Source organism: Proteus sp. Marseille-Q3619, from assembly GCF_965283115.1.
Map to the genome: position 1 here is coordinate 2,164,024 of NZ_CBDIMP010000001.1, position 17,220 is coordinate 2,181,243.

Sequence of the window (17,220 nt, forward strand, 5' to 3'; positions counted from 1 at the left end):
GAAATTTAAATTAATCTTCACTTTTTCGCTACTTATTGATTGAATTCATTGCCACGCCCCGTATAATTTGCTCGTTTTTGTCACTTGACACTTTATAGCAAAGACAGTTTGATACATCATTCAGTAATACCTTTTACGATAGCTAGTCTGGAGAATACAAACGTCATGTCTGTCTCCCTCTACAGCGGGAAAGTTGCACTGAAACTGTTATTTTTGCAGTTTATGACTTTTGTTATTCTCAGTGCGGGTTTCTACTTAAAGAGTACAGACTGGAGTTTTTCGGCTTTTTTAGGCGGGTTGGCATGTTGGTTACCCAATATTGCTTTTCTTTTGTTAATGCGCTTACAAAAAGTCAACGAAGAAGAAGCTCCAGTTCGCATAAACTGGCTTTTTGCTTTCAGTGAAGGGTTGAAGGTTATATTATCAATAGCCTTGCTGATTGTTGCTTTAGGAGTGTTTAAAGCGGCATTTGCACCACTGGTCATGACCTACTTAGCGGTGCTTGTTATGCAGGTCGTTGCACCAGCCGTCATTAACGGTTAGCGTTTTTAACAACAAAAGGGTAATTGGCATCATGTCTGCATCAGGAGAAGCATTAACCACTAGAGACTACATAGGTCACCACCTGAATAACCTTCAGTTGGACCTGCGTACTTTCGAGTTGGTCAATCCCCATGCTGAAAATGCGCCATCATTCTGGGTGTTAAATATTGACTCACTTTTCTTTTCAGTACTGATGGGAGCACTATTCCTATGGCTGTTTAGAAAAGTAGCAGTAAGAGCAACCAGTGGCGTACCGGGAAAATTCCAGACTGCAGTAGAAATGATCATTGGTTTCGTTGATAGCAGCGTCCGTGATATGTATCACGGAAAGAGCAAGGTCATTGCACCTTTGGCATTGACTGTGTTCGTTTGGGTGCTGTTAATGAATGCCCTGGATTTATTACCAATCGACTTCATCCCTTATATCGGTGAACACATCTTAGGGTTACCTGCGTTACGCATAGTTCCGACTGCGGACGTGAGTATTACTCTATCGATGGCAATTGGTGTATTTATCCTGATCCTTTTCTATAGCATTAAGATGAAAGGCATAAAAGGGTTTACAAAAGAGCTGACTTTACAGCCTTTTAATCACCCAATTTTTATTCCTGTCAACTTAATCTTAGAAGGGGTAAGCCTGCTATCAAAACCTGTTTCCCTCGGTCTTCGACTGTTTGGTAACATGTATGCAGGTGAACTGATCTTTATTCTTATTGCTGGTCTGTTACCGTGGTGGTCACAGTGGTTATTAAGCCTTCCTTGGGCGATATTCCACATACTGATTATTACGTTACAAGCATTTATTTTCATGGTTCTAACGATTGTCTATCTGTCGATGGCATCTGAAGAACATTAATTATTAACTCTTTGAAGAAATAACTGAAACAAACTGGAGACTGTCATGGAAAACCTGAGTATGGATCTGCTGTACATGGCTGCCGCTATTATGATGGGTTTAGCTGCAATCGGTGCTGCAATCGGTATCGGAATCCTCGGAGGCAAATTTTTAGAAGGTGCTGCTCGTCAGCCTGATCTGATCCCTCTTCTGCGTACACAGTTCTTTATCGTTATGGGTCTGGTTGACGCCATCCCAATGATTGCTGTGGGTCTGGGCCTTTACGTGATGTTTGCTGTTGCCTAATGATGGCAATGAGCAGTAAAAGCATCAAGTTAGTTAATAACCAAGAAAGAGGTATTGTGCTGTGAATTTAAATGCAACAATCCTCGGCCAGGCCATCGCATTTGTCCTGTTTGTTTTGTTCTGTATGAAATTCGTATGGCCACCAATTATGGCGGCCATTGAAAAACGTCAAAAAGAAATTGCTGACGGTTTATCATCTGCAGAACGTGCTAAAAAGGACTTAGATTTAGCGAAAGCCGATGCAGGCGATCAGCTAGCAAAAGCAAAAGCAGAAGCTCAAGCAATCATTGAATCAGCGAATAAACAACGCACTCAAATGATTGAAGATGCTAAAGCAGAAGCAGAGCAAGAACGTAGTAAGATCGTTGCACAAGCTCAATCCGAACTGGATGCAGAGCGTAAACGTGCTCGTGAAGAACTTCGTAAACAAGTCGCAATGCTGGCTATTGCAGGTGCCGAGAAAATTATTGAACGTTCCGTGGATGAAGCTGCTAATAGCGACATCGTTGATAAACTGGTCGCTGAACTGTAAGGAGGGAGGGGCATGTCTGAAATAGCAACGGTAGCTCGCCCCTACGCCAAAGCAGCTTTTGACTTTGCTGTGGAAAACCAGGCTGTCGATAAATGGCAGGTTATGCTGGCGTTCACCGCTGAAGTAGCACGCAATGAGCAGGTAACCGAATTACTTTCTGGTTCTTTAGCATCAGAAAAACTGGCTGACATCTTTGTCGACCTTTGTGGCGAACAATTAGATGGTCATGCTCAGAATTTAATTCGTGTTATGGCTGATAATGGCCGTTTATCAACGTTGCCTGAAGTATTGAGCCAATTTATTCAATTGCGCGCAGTACTAGAGTCAACGGTTGACGTTGAAGTAACTTCTGCCATTGAGCTAACTAAACAGCAGCTAGCTAACATTTCTGCAGCGATGGAAAAACGTCTATCACGCAAAGTGAAGCTGAATTGCAAAATTGATAAGTCTGTTATCGCAGGCATGATTATACGCGCCGGTGACCTCGTCATCGATGGCAGTATTCGTGGCCGTTTAGAGCGATTAACAGACGTCTTGCAGTCTTAAGGGGACTGGAGCATATGCAACTGAATTCCACTGAAATCAGCGAACTGATCAAGCAGCGCATTGCTCAGTTCAATGTAGTGAGTGAAGCTCACAATGAAGGTACGATTGTATCCGTTAGTGACGGTATCATTCGTATCCACGGTTTAGCCGAAGTTATGCAGGGTGAGATGATCGCACTGCCGGGTAACCGTTTCGCTATCGCACTGAACTTAGAGCGCGACTCTGTTGGTGCGGTTGTGATGGGTCCTTATGCTGACTTAGCAGAAGGCATGAAAGTTAAATGTACAGGTCGTATTCTGGAAGTACCTGTTGGGCGTGGTCTGCTTGGCCGTGTGGTAAACACACTGGGTGAGCCGATTGATGGTAAAGGTGCAGTAGAGCATGATGGATTCTCACCTGTTGAGATGATTGCTCCTGGTGTTATCGACCGTCAATCAGTTGATCAGCCTGTACAAACAGGTTACAAATCCGTCGATGCCATGATCCCAATTGGTCGTGGTCAGCGTGAATTGATCATCGGTGACCGTCAAACAGGTAAAACTGCTCTGGCTGTCGATGCGATCATCAACCAACGCGACTCTGGCATTAAATGTATCTATGTCGCTATTGGTCAGAAAGCCTCTACTATTTCGAACGTTGTTCGTAAATTAGAAGAACATGGCGCGTTAGAAAACACCATTGTTGTTGTTGCTTCTGCATCAGAATCAGCAGCGCTGCAATACTTAGCTCCTTATTCAGGTTGCGCAATGGGTGAATACTTCCGTGACCGTGGTGAAGATGCCCTGATTATTTATGATGACCTGTCTAAACAGGCTGTCGCATATCGTCAAATTTCACTGTTACTTCGTCGTCCACCTGGACGTGAAGCATACCCTGGTGACGTTTTCTATCTGCACTCCCGTTTACTTGAGCGTGCTGCTCGCGTTAATGCTGAGTACGTAGAAGCATTCACTAATGGTGAAGTTAAAGGTAAAACCGGCTCTCTAACTGCGTTACCAATTATCGAAACGCAAGCAGGGGACGTTTCTGCATTCGTTCCTACGAACGTAATCTCTATTACCGATGGTCAGATCTTCTTAGAATCTAACCTGTTTAACGCAGGTATCCGTCCAGCTGTTAACCCAGGGATCTCCGTATCTCGTGTTGGTGGTGCAGCTCAGACTAAGATCATGAAGAAACTTTCTGGTGGTATCCGTACTGCTCTTGCGCAGTATCGTGAGCTGGCAGCATTCTCACAGTTCGCTTCCGATCTGGACGATGCTACCCGTAAACAATTAAACCACGGTCAGAAAGTGACTGAATTGCTGAAACAGAAACAGTACGAACCAATGTCTGTCGCACAACAGTCTTTATCACTGTTTGCAGCAGAACGTGGTTATCTGGAAGATGTTGAAATTTCAAAAGTTGTGCCATTTGAAGCGGCTTTATTAGCTTATGCCTCTCGTGAACATGCTGATTTATTGAAAGAAATCAACCAGACTGGTACTTATAACGAAGAAATCGAAGCGAAGCTGAAAGGCGTGCTAGAAAACTTCAAAGCGACTCAGTCCTGGTAATAACTATTCGGCCTAATAGTTAAACATTAGGCCGTCTGGTTCATGAGGAGAAGCAGAAATGGCCGGCGCAAAAGAGATACGTTCGAAGATCGCCAGTGTGCAAAACACACAGAAGATCACTAAAGCGATGGAGATGGTCGCCGCGTCGAAAATGCGTAAAACGCAGGAACGCATGGCAGCCAGCCGTCCTTATGCAGAAACCATGCGCAGTGTGATTGGTCACCTTGCGTTAGGGAATCTGGAATATAAACATCCATACCTCGAAGAGCGTGAAGTTAAACGTGTCGGGTACCTGGTTGTTTCGACCGACCGTGGTTTGTGTGGTGGTTTGAACATTAACTTGTTCAAAAAACTGCTGGCAGACATGAAAGAGTGGTCTGAAAAAGGTGTGCAGGTAGATTTAGCACTAATCGGTTCTAAAGCCGCTTCATTCTTTGGCTCAGTAGGCGGGAATGTTGTTGGTCAAGTAACTGGTATGGGTGATGATCCAAAACTGTCAGACCTTATCGGTCCAGTCAATATCATGTTGCAGGCTTATGACGAAGGTCGTTTAGATAAACTGTATGTGGTGGCAAATAAGTTCATCAATACCATGGCTCAAGAGCCTAAAATTCTTCAGGTTTTACCATTACCACCAGGTGATGATGAAGAGCTGAAAGAAAAATCTTGGGATTATCTGTACGAACCTGATCCTAAGGCGTTACTGGATACTTTACTGCGTCGTTATATCGAATCGCAAGTTTACCAGAGCGTCGTAGAGAACTTAGCGAGTGAGCAGGCCGCCCGAATGGTCGCGATGAAAGCCGCTACAGATAACGGTGGTAACCTGATTAAAGAACTGCAATTGGTGTACAACAAAGCACGCCAAGCAAGCATTACTCAGGAACTTACAGAAATTGTGTCTGGTGCAGCCGCGGTATAACAGCTAGGTTTACGAATTACGTAGAGGATTCAAGATGGCTACTGGAAAGATTGTCCAGGTAATTGGCGCCGTAGTGGACGCCGAGTTCCCTCAGGATAGCGTCCCTAAAGTATACGACGCTCTTGAGGTTATGAATGGTAAAGAAAAACTGGTGCTAGAAGTTCAGCAACAGTTAGGCGGTGGTATCGTTCGTTGTATCGCAATGGGTACATCAGACGGTTTAAGCCGTGGCTTAAAAGTTGAAAACTTAGGCCACCCAATTGAAGTACCAGTAGGTAAAGCAACACTGGGACGTATCATGAACGTTCTGGGTACACCTATCGATATGAAAGGTGATATTGCAACTGAAGAACGTTGGTCTATCCACCGTGAAGCGCCAACCTACGAAGAGTTATCAAACTCACAAGAACTGCTTGAAACCGGTATCAAAGTAATGGACTTAATCTGTCCGTTCGCTAAAGGTGGTAAAGTAGGTCTGTTCGGTGGTGCGGGTGTTGGTAAAACAGTTAACATGATGGAATTGATCCGTAATATCGCGATCGAGCACTCAGGTTACTCTGTATTTGCTGGTGTAGGTGAACGTACTCGTGAGGGTAACGACTTCTATCATGAAATGACAGATTCTAACGTTCTTGACAAAGTATCGTTAGTTTATGGTCAGATGAATGAGCCACCAGGAAACCGTCTGCGTGTTGCACTGACTGGTCTGACTATGGCTGAGAAATTCCGTGACGAAGGTCGTGACGTACTGTTATTCGTAGATAACATCTATCGTTACACCTTAGCCGGTACTGAAGTATCAGCACTGTTAGGTCGTATGCCATCAGCGGTAGGTTACCAACCAACATTGGCTGAAGAGATGGGGGTTCTGCAAGAACGTATCACTTCAACCAAAACAGGTTCAATCACCTCTGTACAAGCTGTATACGTACCTGCGGATGACTTAACTGACCCATCACCAGCAACAACGTTTGCTCACTTAGATGCGACAGTTGTATTGAGCCGTCAAATTGCTTCATTAGGTATCTACCCTGCGGTTGACCCACTGGATTCTACCAGTCGTCAATTAGACCCACTGGTAGTTGGCCAAGAGCACTATGATGTGGCTCGTGGTGTTCAGTCTATCCTGCAACGTTATCAGGAACTGAAAGACATCATCGCTATCTTAGGTATGGATGAACTGTCAGAAGAAGATAAACTGGTTGTTGCGCGTGCGCGTAAGATCCAGCGCTTCCTGTCTCAGCCATTCTTCGTTGCTGAAGTATTTACCGGATCACCAGGTAAGTTCGTTTCCCTGAAAGACACTATCCGTGGCTTTAAAGGTATTCTGAACGGTGATTATGACCACCTGCCAGAGCAGGCGTTCTACATGGTTGGTACTATCGAAGAAGCAGTAGAAAAAGCTAAGAAGCTTTAATACGGCTGACGGGAGGTTGATATGGCTGATACATCGTTCTACCTGAAAGTTGTCAGCGCTGAAAAGCAGTTATATGACGGCGAAGTCAAACGAATTCAGGTAACTGGTAGCGAAGGTGAGCTCGGTATTTATCCGCAGCATACCCCGTTATTAACTGCCATAAAACCGGGCATGGTACGTGTCGTAAAAACATCGGGTGAAGAAGAGGTTATCTACCTTTCTGGTGGTATTCTCGAAGTTCAACCGACAGGCGTCATTGTACTGGCAGATACAGCTATCCGTGGTCGTGATTTGGATGAAGCGAAAGCGTTGGAATCTAAGCGTAAAGCTGAAGAACACATTCAATCCTCTCATGGTGATGTTGATTATGCTCAAGCATCAGCAGAATTAGCCAAAGCGATTGCAAAACTACGTGTAATCGAATTGACTCGACGTTGATGTAAATAGGCAGTCTATGAATAAAAAAAGCCAGTTGGTTCTTCACTAACTGGCTTTTTTGCATCATGAAATATTTTGTGTGACGAAATATGTAGTATTATTTGGCATAAACAGGTTTACTTGCCATTCTTTACGGGAGTTATCGGGTTAATTATGTCTAATTCAGCTAAAAGCGTTGTTATTCTTGCTGCGGGAAAAGGCACCCGCATGTATTCACAGTTACCTAAAGTTCTTCATAAACTTGCAGGTAAATCCATGGTTCAACATGTGATTGATACTGCCAAGTCATTAGGCGCTCAACAAACACACCTTGTCTATGGGCATGGTGGTGAACTAATGAAAGAAAAATTAGGTTCACAACCTGTTAATTGGGTACTACAAGCAGAGCAACTAGGAACAGGTCACGCAATGCAACAAGCTGCGCCTTTCTTTGCTGATGATGAAGATATCCTGATGCTTTACGGTGATGTTCCACTTATCACTAAAGAAACGTTAGAACGTTTAATTGAAGTCAAACCAGAAGGCGGTATTGGTTTATTAACAGTTATTTTAGATAACCCAACTGGCTATGGTCGTATTGTTCGTGAAAATGGCGAAGTGACGGGTATTATCGAACAAAAAGATGCGTCTGAAGAACAACTCAAAATTACTGAAATCAACACGGGTATTTTGGTCGCTAATGGTGGTGATTTAAAACGTTGGTTAGGTAAACTCAATAATAATAATGCACAAAAAGAGTATTACATTACTGATATTATCGCGTTAGCGTATAAAGAAGGTCGTAAAATTGAAACGGCTCATCCTCGTCGTCATAGTGAAATGGAAGGCGTGAATAACCGTTTACAACTGGCTACATTAGAACGTATTTACCAAACAGAACAGGCTGAACGCTTATTATTAGAAGGCGTCATGTTGCTTGATCCTGCTCGTTTTGATTTACGTGGTACGTTAACTCACGGTAAAGACGTCGTCATTGACACTAACGTGATTATTGAAGGCGATGTCACTTTAGGCAATAACGTTGAAATTGGTACGGGGTGTGTCCTGAAAAACTGTGTGATTGGTGATAATTCTATTATCAGCCCCTATACGGTGATCGAGGATGCAAACTTAGCTCAAGAGTGTACTGTTGGACCATTTGCACGCCTTCGTCCGGGTAGTGAATTAGCGGATAAAGCTCACGTTGGTAACTTTGTTGAGATGAAAAAAGCAAGCTTAGGTATTGGCTCTAAAGCGGGTCATCTGACTTACTTAGGCGATACTGAAGTAGGCGCTAATGTTAATATCGGCGCAGGTACTATTACTTGTAACTACGATGGTGCGAATAAATTCAAAACAGTTATTGGTGATGACGTCTTTATTGGTTCAGATACCCAATTAGTCGCGCCAGTTACGGTTGCTAATGGTGCAACAATTGGTGCAGGAACAACACTCACTAAAAACGTGAATGAAAACGAATTAGTGATCAGTCGAGTTAAGCAAACTCATATCAGTGGATGGAAACGTCCAGTGAAGAAAAAACAATAATTTTAAGAAAAGGGCGTATATTTCATTAGCGCCCTTTTCTTGTACGCTATTATTCTAAAAACAAAAAAATATCCTCGCTTTCTACAATGGCTTGGGGAACAAACTAATCAGGTATAAGACATCCAAGTGCGAATAAACGCACAGTTTTAGGAATAACACAATGTGTGGAATAGTAGGTGCAGTTGCACAACGCGATATCGCTGAAATCTTAATTGAAGGCTTACGTCGTTTAGAATACCGCGGTTATGACTCTGCGGGTTTAGCGGTTGTGGATAATGACTGTAAAATGACACGTCTGCGTGAAGCTGGCAAAGTACAAATGCTGGCGGAAGAAGCAGAAAAAACACAAGTGATTGGTGGTACAGGTATTGCTCATACTCGCTGGGCAACACATGGTGAACCTTGTGAAGATAATGCGCATCCTCATGTATCAGGTACGATTGCAGTTGTACATAATGGCATTATCGAAAACTATCAAGAACTGAAAGCAGAATTAATTAAAAAAGGGTATCAGTTTGCTTCTCAAACTGACACTGAAGTGATTGCTCACCTTGTTAACTGGGAACAGCGCCAAGGTGGTACATTACGTGAAGTTGTACAACGTGTTATTCCTCAATTACGTGGTGCTTACGGTACCGTTATTATGGATAGCCGTACACCTGAGTTATTAGTCGCTGCTCGCTCTGGTAGCCCGCTGGTGGTAGGTCTTGGCGTGGGTGAAAACTTCCTTGCTTCTGACCAATTGGCTCTATTACCCGTTACCCGCCGCTTTATCTATCTTGAAGAAGGGGATATTGTCGAGGTCACTCGTCGCCATGTTCATATTTTTGATGTGAATGGCGAAGAAGTTGTTCGTGATACGATTGAATCAAATGTTCAATACGATGCGGGTGATAAAGGTGTTTACCGTCACTACATGCAAAAAGAGATCTATGAACAGCCTCTGGCGATTAAAAACACGCTTGAAGGTCGTTTAAAATCAGAAACGATTGATCTAAGTGAACTAGGATCTAAAGCTGAAGATATCTTATCTAAAGTTGAACATATTCAAATTGTAGCTTGTGGTACTTCTTATAACGCAGGTATGGTTTCACGTTATTGGTTTGAGTCCTTAGCGGGTATTCCTTGTGATGTCGAAATTGCATCAGAATATCGCTACCGTAAACCAGCAACTCGCCGTAACAGTTTGCTGATTACATTATCTCAATCAGGTGAAACAGCAGATACATTAGCTGCATTGCGTTTATCTAAAGAGTTAGGTTATTTATCTTCTTTAGCTATTTGTAACGTTGCAGGCTCTTCTTTGGTTCGTGAGTCTGAATTTGTTTTAATGACTAAAGCGGGTGCTGAAATTGGTGTTGCATCAACCAAAGCATTTACCACACAGTTAACCGTTCTATTAATGCTGGTGGCATATATGGGACGAATTAAAGGTGTCGCGACATTAGAGCAAGAAGTTTCAACTGCATTACATGCATTACCAAGCCGTATTGAAAGCATGCTATCGAAAGATAAAGTAATTGAAGCGTTAGCTGAAGACTTCTCAGAAAAAAGCCATGCTTTATTCTTAGGTCGTGGCGACCAATACCCGATTGCGGTAGAAGGTGCATTAAAGCTAAAAGAGATCTCTTATATTCATGCTGAAGCTTATGCTGCTGGTGAATTAAAACATGGTCCATTAGCATTAATTGATGCGGATATGCCTGTTATCATCATTGCGCCAAACAATGAGCTATTAGAGAAATTAAAATCTAATATTGAAGAAGTACGTGCGCGTGGTGGCTTACTGTATGTATTTGCGGATCAAGATGCAGGCTTTGAAGAAAACGAAACGATGAAGTTAATTTCTTTACCTCATGTTGAAGAGCTTATCGCACCTATTTTCTATACTGTACCATTACAGTTGTTATCTTATCATGTTGCTTTAATTAAAGGCACAGATGTAGACCAACCTCGTAACTTAGCAAAATCGGTTACAGTTGAATAAATAAAGTCAAAGTTAACTTTATTCTAAAAGAACCAGTCATGCTGTAAAAAGCAGGCTGGTTTTTTTATACCTAGAAAATAAAACTCTGCCCGCAAATCGATAACAGACAGAGGAAAATAGCACAATCGGAGAGATATATTGCTATTAAAACAACACTACAGTAAGAACAAAACTAGTTGTAAGACTTAAACAGGGATTGGTTACCTGATTTATCAAAGGCAATCACTTGGTAAGGCTCTTTGTAATCACCTGCATACATACCTAAACTTCCCGCTGGCATACCTGCAACGGCAATACCTGATTTAGATTTATCTACTAAGTCGATATTTTTTAAACTATCAACGGGGATATGTCCTACTAAATCTTTACCTTGGTAAGTCGCAAAGTGGCAACTTAATAAATTATTGGGTACACCGGCTTGTTGATATTTCTGCATTAACTCTGTCTCTGAAACAATATTCACTTTAACATTGAAGCCTGCTTCTTTTACGCCATCAGCCCATAACGTACAGCATCCACAACTGTCAGTTTTATAAACCTCAACAACATTATGATTAGATGCATAAGCCGTGCTTGTAAAAGCGGAGATTGCAATAATAGAAGGCAGTAATAATTTTTTCATTGTTTATTCCTTTCACTAAATTGATAGATGAAACAATAATCTTTACCCTTACTGGAAGGTCAATTTAATTAAGGTATAAACGCGTAGAGTTTTGTAAAAAAATATTTATAGAAAACAAAGATATAAATAATACTTTGCTTATCCTTTTTTGATGTTTTTCGAGAATATGACTTGATATAAGAAGAAAAAAAGCCTGCATAGCAGGCTTAAAATGGAGAAAACAGGGTAAACGTAGAGTAGTTAGGATGTAAACGACTATGAGGGTATCTCATAAGTTAAATCACCTCTTGCGAAGAGTGTTTGTGCTTTAACTTGGAATAACTATAAACCTAAACTTAACTTGAGGTTAAAGCGGAGAAATTTGTATAAAAGATCCAATTTTATTGATGAAAATAAAATATAGAGAATATAAAAATAAAAAAGCCAATATTTTTCAATATATTGGCTTTAAAATAAATAGGTGTATTTTAAATTTAAAAACAAATTATTTGATGGCGATTATTTGATAATAGTAATTTGTTTTACGTCGATCTCGGTACTTGTCCATTCTTTATCAACTTTACCTTCAATTCTGACGGTATTATCTGGTGTAACTGTTTGTCCACGCCATCTTTTATTGTCGATATCTACATTGATACCGCCTGTGCTGTCTTCAAAAACGTATAGCTCATCACCAATTTTTTTGGTAATTTTACCCGTTAAAATAACCCAAGTGTCATCAGAAAGATCTTTTGCTTTTGCAACAGAGGTTTCGCTAATTGAAGGACCTTTAAATCCTCCTTGATCTGCACTTGATTGAATAGTGCCTTGAGGAGAAACAAAACCACCATTATGAGATGTTGTATTGGCTTGAGATGCAAAGGCCAACGTACTACCAATTAATAATACAAGAATTTTTTTCATATCAAGCTCGCTTTTTGTTTAAAATATAGCTAAGTATAGTACTTATTTTATTTCAACTTCATGTATAAAACAGCATATAAAGGTAAATCTAGGTATTAATATATCAAATGATTGATATTACTATTTTAAAACTAGAGTTATATTTTATAGTGTTGTTTTTTTCAATATAAGCATCTATCACTAAATACATCTTTTCTTTAAGTTAAATCCTCTAGTTATTTCCCCTTTGGATCAGTGTAGACCGTTATTCAAAAATATACCTTGTAGGATCATTGTTTTTAGATGTATTACCTCTTATCATCCAACGCCTTCAAATTTTTTTTAATTTTCCCCTGTTATTTTTAGAGGTTTTAGGTTTTATGACTAACGAACGCATTGCCAATCCGGGTCCATTAGGTTTAATGGGTTTTGGTATGACAACGATTTTGTTGAACATACATAATGCCGGTTTTTTCCCAGTAGTCTCAGTTATTATGAGTATGGGAATTTTTTATGGTGGGATCGCACAAGTTATTGCTGGAATTTTTGAGTTCAAAAAAGGCAATACTTTTGGAGCCACTGCATTTACCTCTTACGGCTTCTTTTGGGTAACATTAGTAGGTATTTGGTTATTACCCGTGATGGGCTTAAGTGAACCCACAACACCTCTCTTTTTGGGTGTGTTTTTAGCGTTATGGGGAATTTTTACTTTTTTCATGTTTATTGGCACGTTAAAAGCCAATAGAGCACTCCAGTTTGTCTTTTTAAGTCTGACTATTTTATTTGCATTACTGGCGATAGGAAATATCACAGGTAATGCACTGATTTTAAAAATTGCAGGTTTTGAAGGTATTATTTGTGGTGCCAGTGCTTTTTATCTTGCAATGGCTGAAGTATTAAATGAGATGTATGGCAGAACAATACTGCCAATTGGTCACAAGTAACCGCTTTATACAGAAGTGGCTATTTAGCCACTTCTACTACTTGGCTTTTACGGCGTATTAATTTTCTTGCACACCATGCGTAAAGTAACCCTGCAACGACACCTGAAATATGTGATTCTGTTGATACACCTAATTGTCCCGGAATTAAGCCATAGGCCATTGATCCATAATAGAATAGAACAAAGAGTGCAATTACAATATCGATAATTTTATGTCGAGTAAAAGCGTGAGCAATAAGTAAAGACCATAACCCAAAAATCCACCCACTTGCACCAACGTGAATAGCATTTCGTCCAAAAATCCAAACTAATAAACCACTTACGATAATAATAAATATACTGGATAGCACATATTCTCGTAGAGATTGTGTCATGGATAAAAAGCTAAGAATAAGAAGCGGGAGTAGATTACTAAATAGATGGGACCAAGATCCATGAATGAAAGGTGCGATAAAAATACCAATTAAACCTTCACCCGTTCTTGGAACAATACCCCATTGAAAAAGAGATATGGGTAATAGTGAGTTAATAAGTTGAAGTAAGACTAATATGAGAGTTAACCCACCAAGAAAGGTGAGCCTTTTTTTAAACCAAACCTTATCCATAACGTAGCCTTAATAATGTAATGACGTTGATAAAACGCTATAAATAGAAGAGCCTCTAATAAAAAGAAGAAAGGCTCTTTTTTATTTATTAGTCTAATAAATTAAGGCAAGCAGCTCCGCGAGCGCCACCTGCATCACCATGACGTGCTTTTTCTATTGCTGGAATTTGTGCATTTCCATAGACACAGTGTGAGAGATATTCAGGTAATTGGTCATACAGTGCATTAAATTGCGATAATCCACCACCAATAACAATTAAATGTGGATCAAGTACAGTAAGAATATTACTTAGATAAATCGCTAACACTTTCATATAACGATCAACGTGCTCTTCTGTTTTCTTATCTCCAGCATAGTATTGCTCAACAATATCAACGGCTCTTTTGGGAGTATGATTGAATGCCTTATACATACGTTCAAAACCACGACCAGATAAATAAGTTTCAAAACACGCTTTTTTACCACAACCGCAGATGATTTTTGGCATTGTTTCGCCAATCACGTTATCTGCATCCACATTCAGATTCATATGACCGATTTCACCAGCAATCCCATTCTTGCCAGATAATACTTTGCCATCAATAACAAAACCGCCACCAACACCTGTGCCTAAAATAAGTCCAAGTACAGAAGGATGATGACGAAATTCGGGATCCCATGCTTCCGATAAGGCAAAGCAGTTAGCATCATTTTCAACTTTAACCGGTCTATTGAGTATATGTGCAAGATCATGAACCATTGGCTTGTATTTAGCAGCTGGAACATTAGTGGTAAATACCGTTCCTTCTTTTGCATTCACAATACCAGGAACACCAACTCCTACTTTTCCTTTACACCCTAATTCAATGTCAGCTTCTAAGGTCAGTTCCTTAAAAACATTCAATAACGCCTGATAATCATTTTTAGGTGTAGGAACACGTTTTTGCCATACTTGAGTCAGCTCTTTATCAAAAACGGCAAGCTCAATTTTTGTGCCGCCCATATCAAAACCATAATACATATCAGTCTCTTAATTATTCTGTAAATATTATTTATAGCAACGACAAGGTTGTCGTTACGTGGCCATTTCTATTTCAGTCAATACTTAAGTTATCTCTACTGCTTATATACACTAGGTTAAAGAAGCACAGTGATTGGTGACAGTTGAGTTTTCTTTATCTATTGATTACTACTTTCAATCAAAACACTACGTACTTTCATTAGAGCAAAGCCTAATAAATTTAATCCATTCCAAAGAAGAGGATTGTTAATCTCATTGTCTTGCTCACTTAAACCGACTCCCCATATTTTATCAACGGGGCTTGCCTCAACAAGCACACGATTGCCTGTTGAAATCAGAAATTTACCGAGTTCTTCATTTTGGGAAAACTTAGCGATATTGGCACGAATAACAATATCCATACGGTGTTGTTCCCAAATACCTTGGTCAAATCCTTTGACTTCTCTGCCTAATGCTTTTGCAGAGCCTGGGTTAGATGCAGTAATAATGCGCTTTCTGACTTCTATATCATTAAATAGCTTTGCTTTTTCAGCCATCATATAGTGCTCAGCGCTGGCATAACGCACATCATCTAATATAAAAGGTGCTGGATACCATTGGCTAAAGCAACTTTTTGCGATGTCATTACCTTTACTTTTGTGTCCCCAAAAGTAGATGTACTTTATTTTCTTTCCTGCACGAAATTCTTTTTTTAATTGTTCTAAATCCATCTTTTTTCCCGTTATGTTGAATACTCCTAATTCACTTAATAAAGATAGCATAGAAGTAAAGAAGGATAGAGAGCCTTTTTGCTATTCTGCTTATAGGTGAAGCGATTCCGCTATTTTCAAATTATTCTTATTAAATTAATCTTAATTAGATTTGTTTTTACTGAATGATAAAAAAAATAGCGCTTAGATTACTAGGATTACTCTTAAAAAAATAGAAATAAAGAGTTTCTTTATTTCTATAATCACACAAAAAGATAATCTTAAAACGATACTACTTACTTGGTATAAAGATGTAGTTAATTAAGTATTTTTAATATAAAAAAGTACATTTATCGGTATTTATACTAATTGTTGGTATTTGTAACTAATAAAATAGATATTATGTAATTAATTTAATAACTTAGGTTAGTTGAGATACTTGTTTTCATTGTTACATTTATTATTTGAACTAAATCACGCTTGTGTATTTGTTAAGCTAAATTAACAATATCATTTTATAGATAAAATATTACTTAAGTTAATTATTCTGGAGTACAGGTTATTCTTAGCGGTATTTACTATAAGTAAATAATAAAACTAATCATAGATTGATAATCTACTTTTGTCTTTTATTTTGATGTTTTTTTCTAAAACTTAACCAATACTGATGTGTTTTATTTTTTATTAATAAAATAGAACGATCGTAATATGATAAAAAGCAATAAACACACTTTTTAGGTGTAAAAAAGGAGCCTATTTTGATGATGATCAATATGAATAAATAATCATTTCTATTTTTATTTATTATTTTTTTAGTCTTTTTTGGAATAGAAAAAAGAGGATTTATTAAAATTGATCTTGATTGGCTCTTTGCTTTTTAGAAGAAATAATATCAATAAATAATTATTTTAGAATTTTATTTTTATAAAATTTATACAAATTGTTATTAATTAACTCTAGTTATTATCTGGTTTTTAAACCTGTTTTTTTAGGTAAAAAAGACGCTATTTTTGATAGTAATAATAAATATGAAATTAAGTAAAAGTACCCATTTTTATAAAGTGAAAATGAGTGGCGTTTTACTTTTTACACTTTTTTTGATGTTGTCTTTTTCATTAAAATAATTATACAATTTAATTTAAATAATCATTACTCCTAATTGGATGATGCTTATTTGTAATTAAATAAATTAGTATTTATAAGATTATTTTACCCTACATAGTTGATGTTCATTAATTGATGATTTAATGAGAGTTTAAATATGAATTTATAGAGATATATTTTTAACTTATTGTGAAAATTATCTATAAGGTTCTCTCCTCCTTATTTTGGATGAGCATCAAATTATTGAACAAGGTTTAGAGTACTGTTATTAAAGGGGCCACACTATGTATGATGATATTAGTAACCTAAAAGATAAGTTTCAGGAAGATGCCTTTGCTTTTCAAGAGTTTTCTTCCTCTAAAATACAAGATGTTGATAATAAAATAGAACCAGTAGTTATAAATAAAGAAGATAATAATAAAATTAGTAATTTAAGTAATAATACGTTTTCTGAAACTTCACTTATAGTGAAAAACGAACCAAAACAGCCTGTTACTTCATCGTCTATCCCTTCTTATCACCAGGATGCTTTAGTTGTTAAAGCAAAGAAAGACAATTTAATTAAGAGTAAGCAAAATTTGTTAGCAGATAATAAAATATTTGATAGCAAAGAAACTGATAGAGTTCATGCTCATGAAAATATATCACTAAAAGATATATTGTCATTTATTGCCTCTATCTAATCTGAATAAGCAAAACTCTTTGTATAAATAAATAATATTGACTGGTGTCAATCTTTAGCCATTGTTATTTTATTTTTTAAGAT

Annotated in this window: 18 protein-coding genes; 13 read left to right on the forward strand and 5 right to left on the reverse strand. The window is 38.6% G+C overall.

Annotated features, from left to right (window positions below; translation table 11 throughout):
• The first annotated feature begins 165 nt into the window (after positions 1-165).
• The 11 genes from atpI (at position 166) to glmS (ending at position 10,609) form a co-directional block, all read left to right on the forward strand.
• Complete coding sequence (gene atpI / locus ACWPWK_RS09880) at positions 166-543, forward strand: F0F1 ATP synthase subunit I (RefSeq protein WP_109373322.1); 378 nt, start codon at positions 166-168, stop codon at positions 541-543.
• Positions 544-574: 31 nt separating this feature from the next.
• Positions 575-1,399: a F0F1 ATP synthase subunit A gene (gene atpB / locus ACWPWK_RS09885; protein WP_072071088.1), complete on the forward strand. Its 825-nt coding sequence runs from the start codon at positions 575-577 to the stop codon at positions 1,397-1,399.
• A gap of 45 nt (positions 1,400-1,444) precedes the next feature.
• Positions 1,445-1,684, forward strand: a complete 240-nt coding sequence (atpE, locus tag ACWPWK_RS09890) for a F0F1 ATP synthase subunit C (protein WP_004246596.1) — start codon at positions 1,445-1,447, stop codon at positions 1,682-1,684.
• Between the two features lie 61 nt (positions 1,685-1,745).
• Entirely contained in the window at positions 1,746-2,216 is a 471-nt protein-coding gene (atpF, locus tag ACWPWK_RS09895; RefSeq protein WP_109373323.1) for a F0F1 ATP synthase subunit B, read from the forward strand.
• Positions 2,217-2,228: 12 nt separating this feature from the next.
• Positions 2,229-2,762 (forward strand): F0F1 ATP synthase subunit delta, encoded by a 534-nt coding sequence (gene atpH, locus ACWPWK_RS09900; protein WP_006534344.1) that lies wholly within the window; start codon positions 2,229-2,231, stop codon positions 2,760-2,762.
• 14 nt (positions 2,763-2,776) lie between these two features.
• Entirely contained in the window at positions 2,777-4,318 is a 1,542-nt protein-coding gene (gene atpA / locus ACWPWK_RS09905; RefSeq protein ID WP_006534343.1) for a F0F1 ATP synthase subunit alpha, read from the forward strand.
• Positions 4,319-4,376: 58 nt separating this feature from the next.
• Positions 4,377-5,240 carry a F0F1 ATP synthase subunit gamma gene (gene atpG / locus ACWPWK_RS09910; RefSeq protein ID WP_006534342.1) on the forward strand — a complete coding sequence of 288 codons (864 nt, stop codon included), beginning with the start codon at positions 4,377-4,379 and terminating at the stop codon, positions 5,238-5,240.
• A gap of 34 nt (positions 5,241-5,274) precedes the next feature.
• Positions 5,275-6,657 (forward strand): F0F1 ATP synthase subunit beta, encoded by a 1,383-nt coding sequence (gene atpD, locus ACWPWK_RS09915; RefSeq protein ID WP_023583323.1) that lies wholly within the window; start codon positions 5,275-5,277, stop codon positions 6,655-6,657.
• A gap of 21 nt (positions 6,658-6,678) precedes the next feature.
• The gene (locus tag ACWPWK_RS09920) at positions 6,679-7,095 is read left to right on the forward strand and encodes a F0F1 ATP synthase subunit epsilon (RefSeq protein ID WP_109373324.1); all 417 of its coding nucleotides are present in this window, start codon (positions 6,679-6,681) and stop codon (positions 7,093-7,095) included.
• A gap of 153 nt (positions 7,096-7,248) precedes the next feature.
• A complete protein-coding gene (gene glmU, locus ACWPWK_RS09925; protein ID WP_109373325.1) occupies positions 7,249-8,622 on the forward strand; it encodes a bifunctional UDP-N-acetylglucosamine diphosphorylase/glucosamine-1-phosphate N-acetyltransferase GlmU in 1,374 nt (457 codons plus the stop codon).
• Between the two features lie 160 nt (positions 8,623-8,782).
• Positions 8,783-10,609: a glutamine--fructose-6-phosphate transaminase (isomerizing) gene (gene glmS, locus ACWPWK_RS09930; RefSeq protein ID WP_109373326.1), complete on the forward strand. Its 1,827-nt coding sequence runs from the start codon at positions 8,783-8,785 to the stop codon at positions 10,607-10,609.
• A gap of 172 nt (positions 10,610-10,781) precedes the next feature.
• On the opposite strand, the gene ACWPWK_RS09935 is transcribed toward glmS, so the two are convergent.
• Both ACWPWK_RS09935 and ACWPWK_RS09940 read right to left on the reverse strand, forming a co-directional pair.
• Positions 10,782-11,231 (reverse strand): DUF411 domain-containing protein, encoded by a 450-nt coding sequence (locus tag ACWPWK_RS09935; RefSeq protein WP_109373327.1) that lies wholly within the window; start codon positions 11,229-11,231, stop codon positions 10,782-10,784.
• 498 nt (positions 11,232-11,729) lie between these two features.
• Positions 11,730-12,134: a YgiW/YdeI family stress tolerance OB fold protein gene (locus ACWPWK_RS09940; protein ID WP_109373328.1), complete on the reverse strand. Its 405-nt coding sequence runs from the start codon at positions 12,132-12,134 to the stop codon at positions 11,730-11,732.
• Between the two features lie 359 nt (positions 12,135-12,493).
• Here ACWPWK_RS09940 and satP point away from each other — a divergent pair, with 359 nt between their 5' ends.
• Entirely contained in the window at positions 12,494-13,057 is a 564-nt protein-coding gene (gene satP, locus ACWPWK_RS09945) for an acetate uptake transporter (protein ID WP_072065220.1), read from the forward strand.
• Between the two features lie 19 nt (positions 13,058-13,076).
• On the opposite strand, the gene ACWPWK_RS09950 is transcribed toward satP, so the two are convergent.
• The 3 genes from ACWPWK_RS09950 to ACWPWK_RS09960 form a co-directional block, all read right to left on the reverse strand.
• Complete coding sequence (locus ACWPWK_RS09950; RefSeq protein ID WP_109373329.1) at positions 13,077-13,661, reverse strand: rhomboid family intramembrane serine protease; 585 nt, start codon at positions 13,659-13,661, stop codon at positions 13,077-13,079.
• An 88-nt stretch (positions 13,662-13,749) separates the two neighbouring features.
• The gene (gene nagK / locus ACWPWK_RS09955) at positions 13,750-14,661 is read right to left on the reverse strand and encodes an N-acetylglucosamine kinase (RefSeq protein WP_109373330.1); all 912 of its coding nucleotides are present in this window, start codon (positions 14,659-14,661) and stop codon (positions 13,750-13,752) included.
• 158 nt (positions 14,662-14,819) lie between these two features.
• Positions 14,820-15,371: an NADAR family protein gene (locus tag ACWPWK_RS09960; RefSeq protein WP_100157808.1), complete on the reverse strand. Its 552-nt coding sequence runs from the start codon at positions 15,369-15,371 to the stop codon at positions 14,820-14,822.
• 1,367 nt (positions 15,372-16,738) lie between these two features.
• Here ACWPWK_RS09960 and ACWPWK_RS09965 point away from each other — a divergent pair.
• On the forward strand, positions 16,739-17,137 hold the full coding sequence (locus ACWPWK_RS09965; RefSeq protein ID WP_109373331.1) for a hypothetical protein: 399 nt from the start codon (positions 16,739-16,741) through the stop codon (positions 17,135-17,137).
• Positions 17,138-17,220 lie beyond the last annotated feature (83 nt).

What these genes read in the sequence shown, in the direction of transcription:
- atpI (WP_109373322.1), top strand. Translation starts at nt 166, where the DNA reads ATGTCTGTCTCCCTCTACAGCGGGAAAGTTGCACTGAAACTGTTATTT.
- atpB (WP_072071088.1), top strand. Translation starts at nt 575, where the DNA reads ATGTCTGCATCAGGAGAAGCATTAACCACTAGAGACTACATAGGTCAC.
- atpE (WP_004246596.1), top strand. Translation starts at nt 1,445, where the DNA reads ATGGAAAACCTGAGTATGGATCTGCTGTACATGGCTGCCGCTATTATG.
- atpH (WP_006534344.1), top strand. Translation starts at nt 2,229, where the DNA reads ATGTCTGAAATAGCAACGGTAGCTCGCCCCTACGCCAAAGCAGCTTTT.
- atpA (WP_006534343.1), top strand. Translation starts at nt 2,777, where the DNA reads ATGCAACTGAATTCCACTGAAATCAGCGAACTGATCAAGCAGCGCATT.
- atpG (WP_006534342.1), top strand. Translation starts at nt 4,377, where the DNA reads ATGGCCGGCGCAAAAGAGATACGTTCGAAGATCGCCAGTGTGCAAAAC.
- atpD (WP_023583323.1), top strand. Translation starts at nt 5,275, where the DNA reads ATGGCTACTGGAAAGATTGTCCAGGTAATTGGCGCCGTAGTGGACGCC.
- ACWPWK_RS09920 (WP_109373324.1), top strand. Translation starts at nt 6,679, where the DNA reads ATGGCTGATACATCGTTCTACCTGAAAGTTGTCAGCGCTGAAAAGCAG.
- glmU (WP_109373325.1), top strand. Translation starts at nt 7,249, where the DNA reads ATGTCTAATTCAGCTAAAAGCGTTGTTATTCTTGCTGCGGGAAAAGGC.
- glmS (WP_109373326.1), top strand. Translation starts at nt 8,783, where the DNA reads ATGTGTGGAATAGTAGGTGCAGTTGCACAACGCGATATCGCTGAAATC.
- ACWPWK_RS09935 (WP_109373327.1), bottom strand. Translation starts at nt 11,231, where the DNA reads ATGAAAAAATTATTACTGCCTTCTATTATTGCAATCTCCGCTTTTACA.
- ACWPWK_RS09940 (WP_109373328.1), bottom strand. Translation starts at nt 12,134, where the DNA reads ATGAAAAAAATTCTTGTATTATTAATTGGTAGTACGTTGGCCTTTGCA.
- satP (WP_072065220.1), top strand. Translation starts at nt 12,494, where the DNA reads ATGACTAACGAACGCATTGCCAATCCGGGTCCATTAGGTTTAATGGGT.
- ACWPWK_RS09950 (WP_109373329.1), bottom strand. Translation starts at nt 13,661, where the DNA reads ATGGATAAGGTTTGGTTTAAAAAAAGGCTCACCTTTCTTGGTGGGTTA.
- nagK (WP_109373330.1), bottom strand. Translation starts at nt 14,661, where the DNA reads ATGTATTATGGTTTTGATATGGGCGGCACAAAAATTGAGCTTGCCGTT.
- ACWPWK_RS09960 (WP_100157808.1), bottom strand. Translation starts at nt 15,371, where the DNA reads ATGGATTTAGAACAATTAAAAAAAGAATTTCGTGCAGGAAAGAAAATA.
- ACWPWK_RS09965 (WP_109373331.1), top strand. Translation starts at nt 16,739, where the DNA reads ATGTATGATGATATTAGTAACCTAAAAGATAAGTTTCAGGAAGATGCC.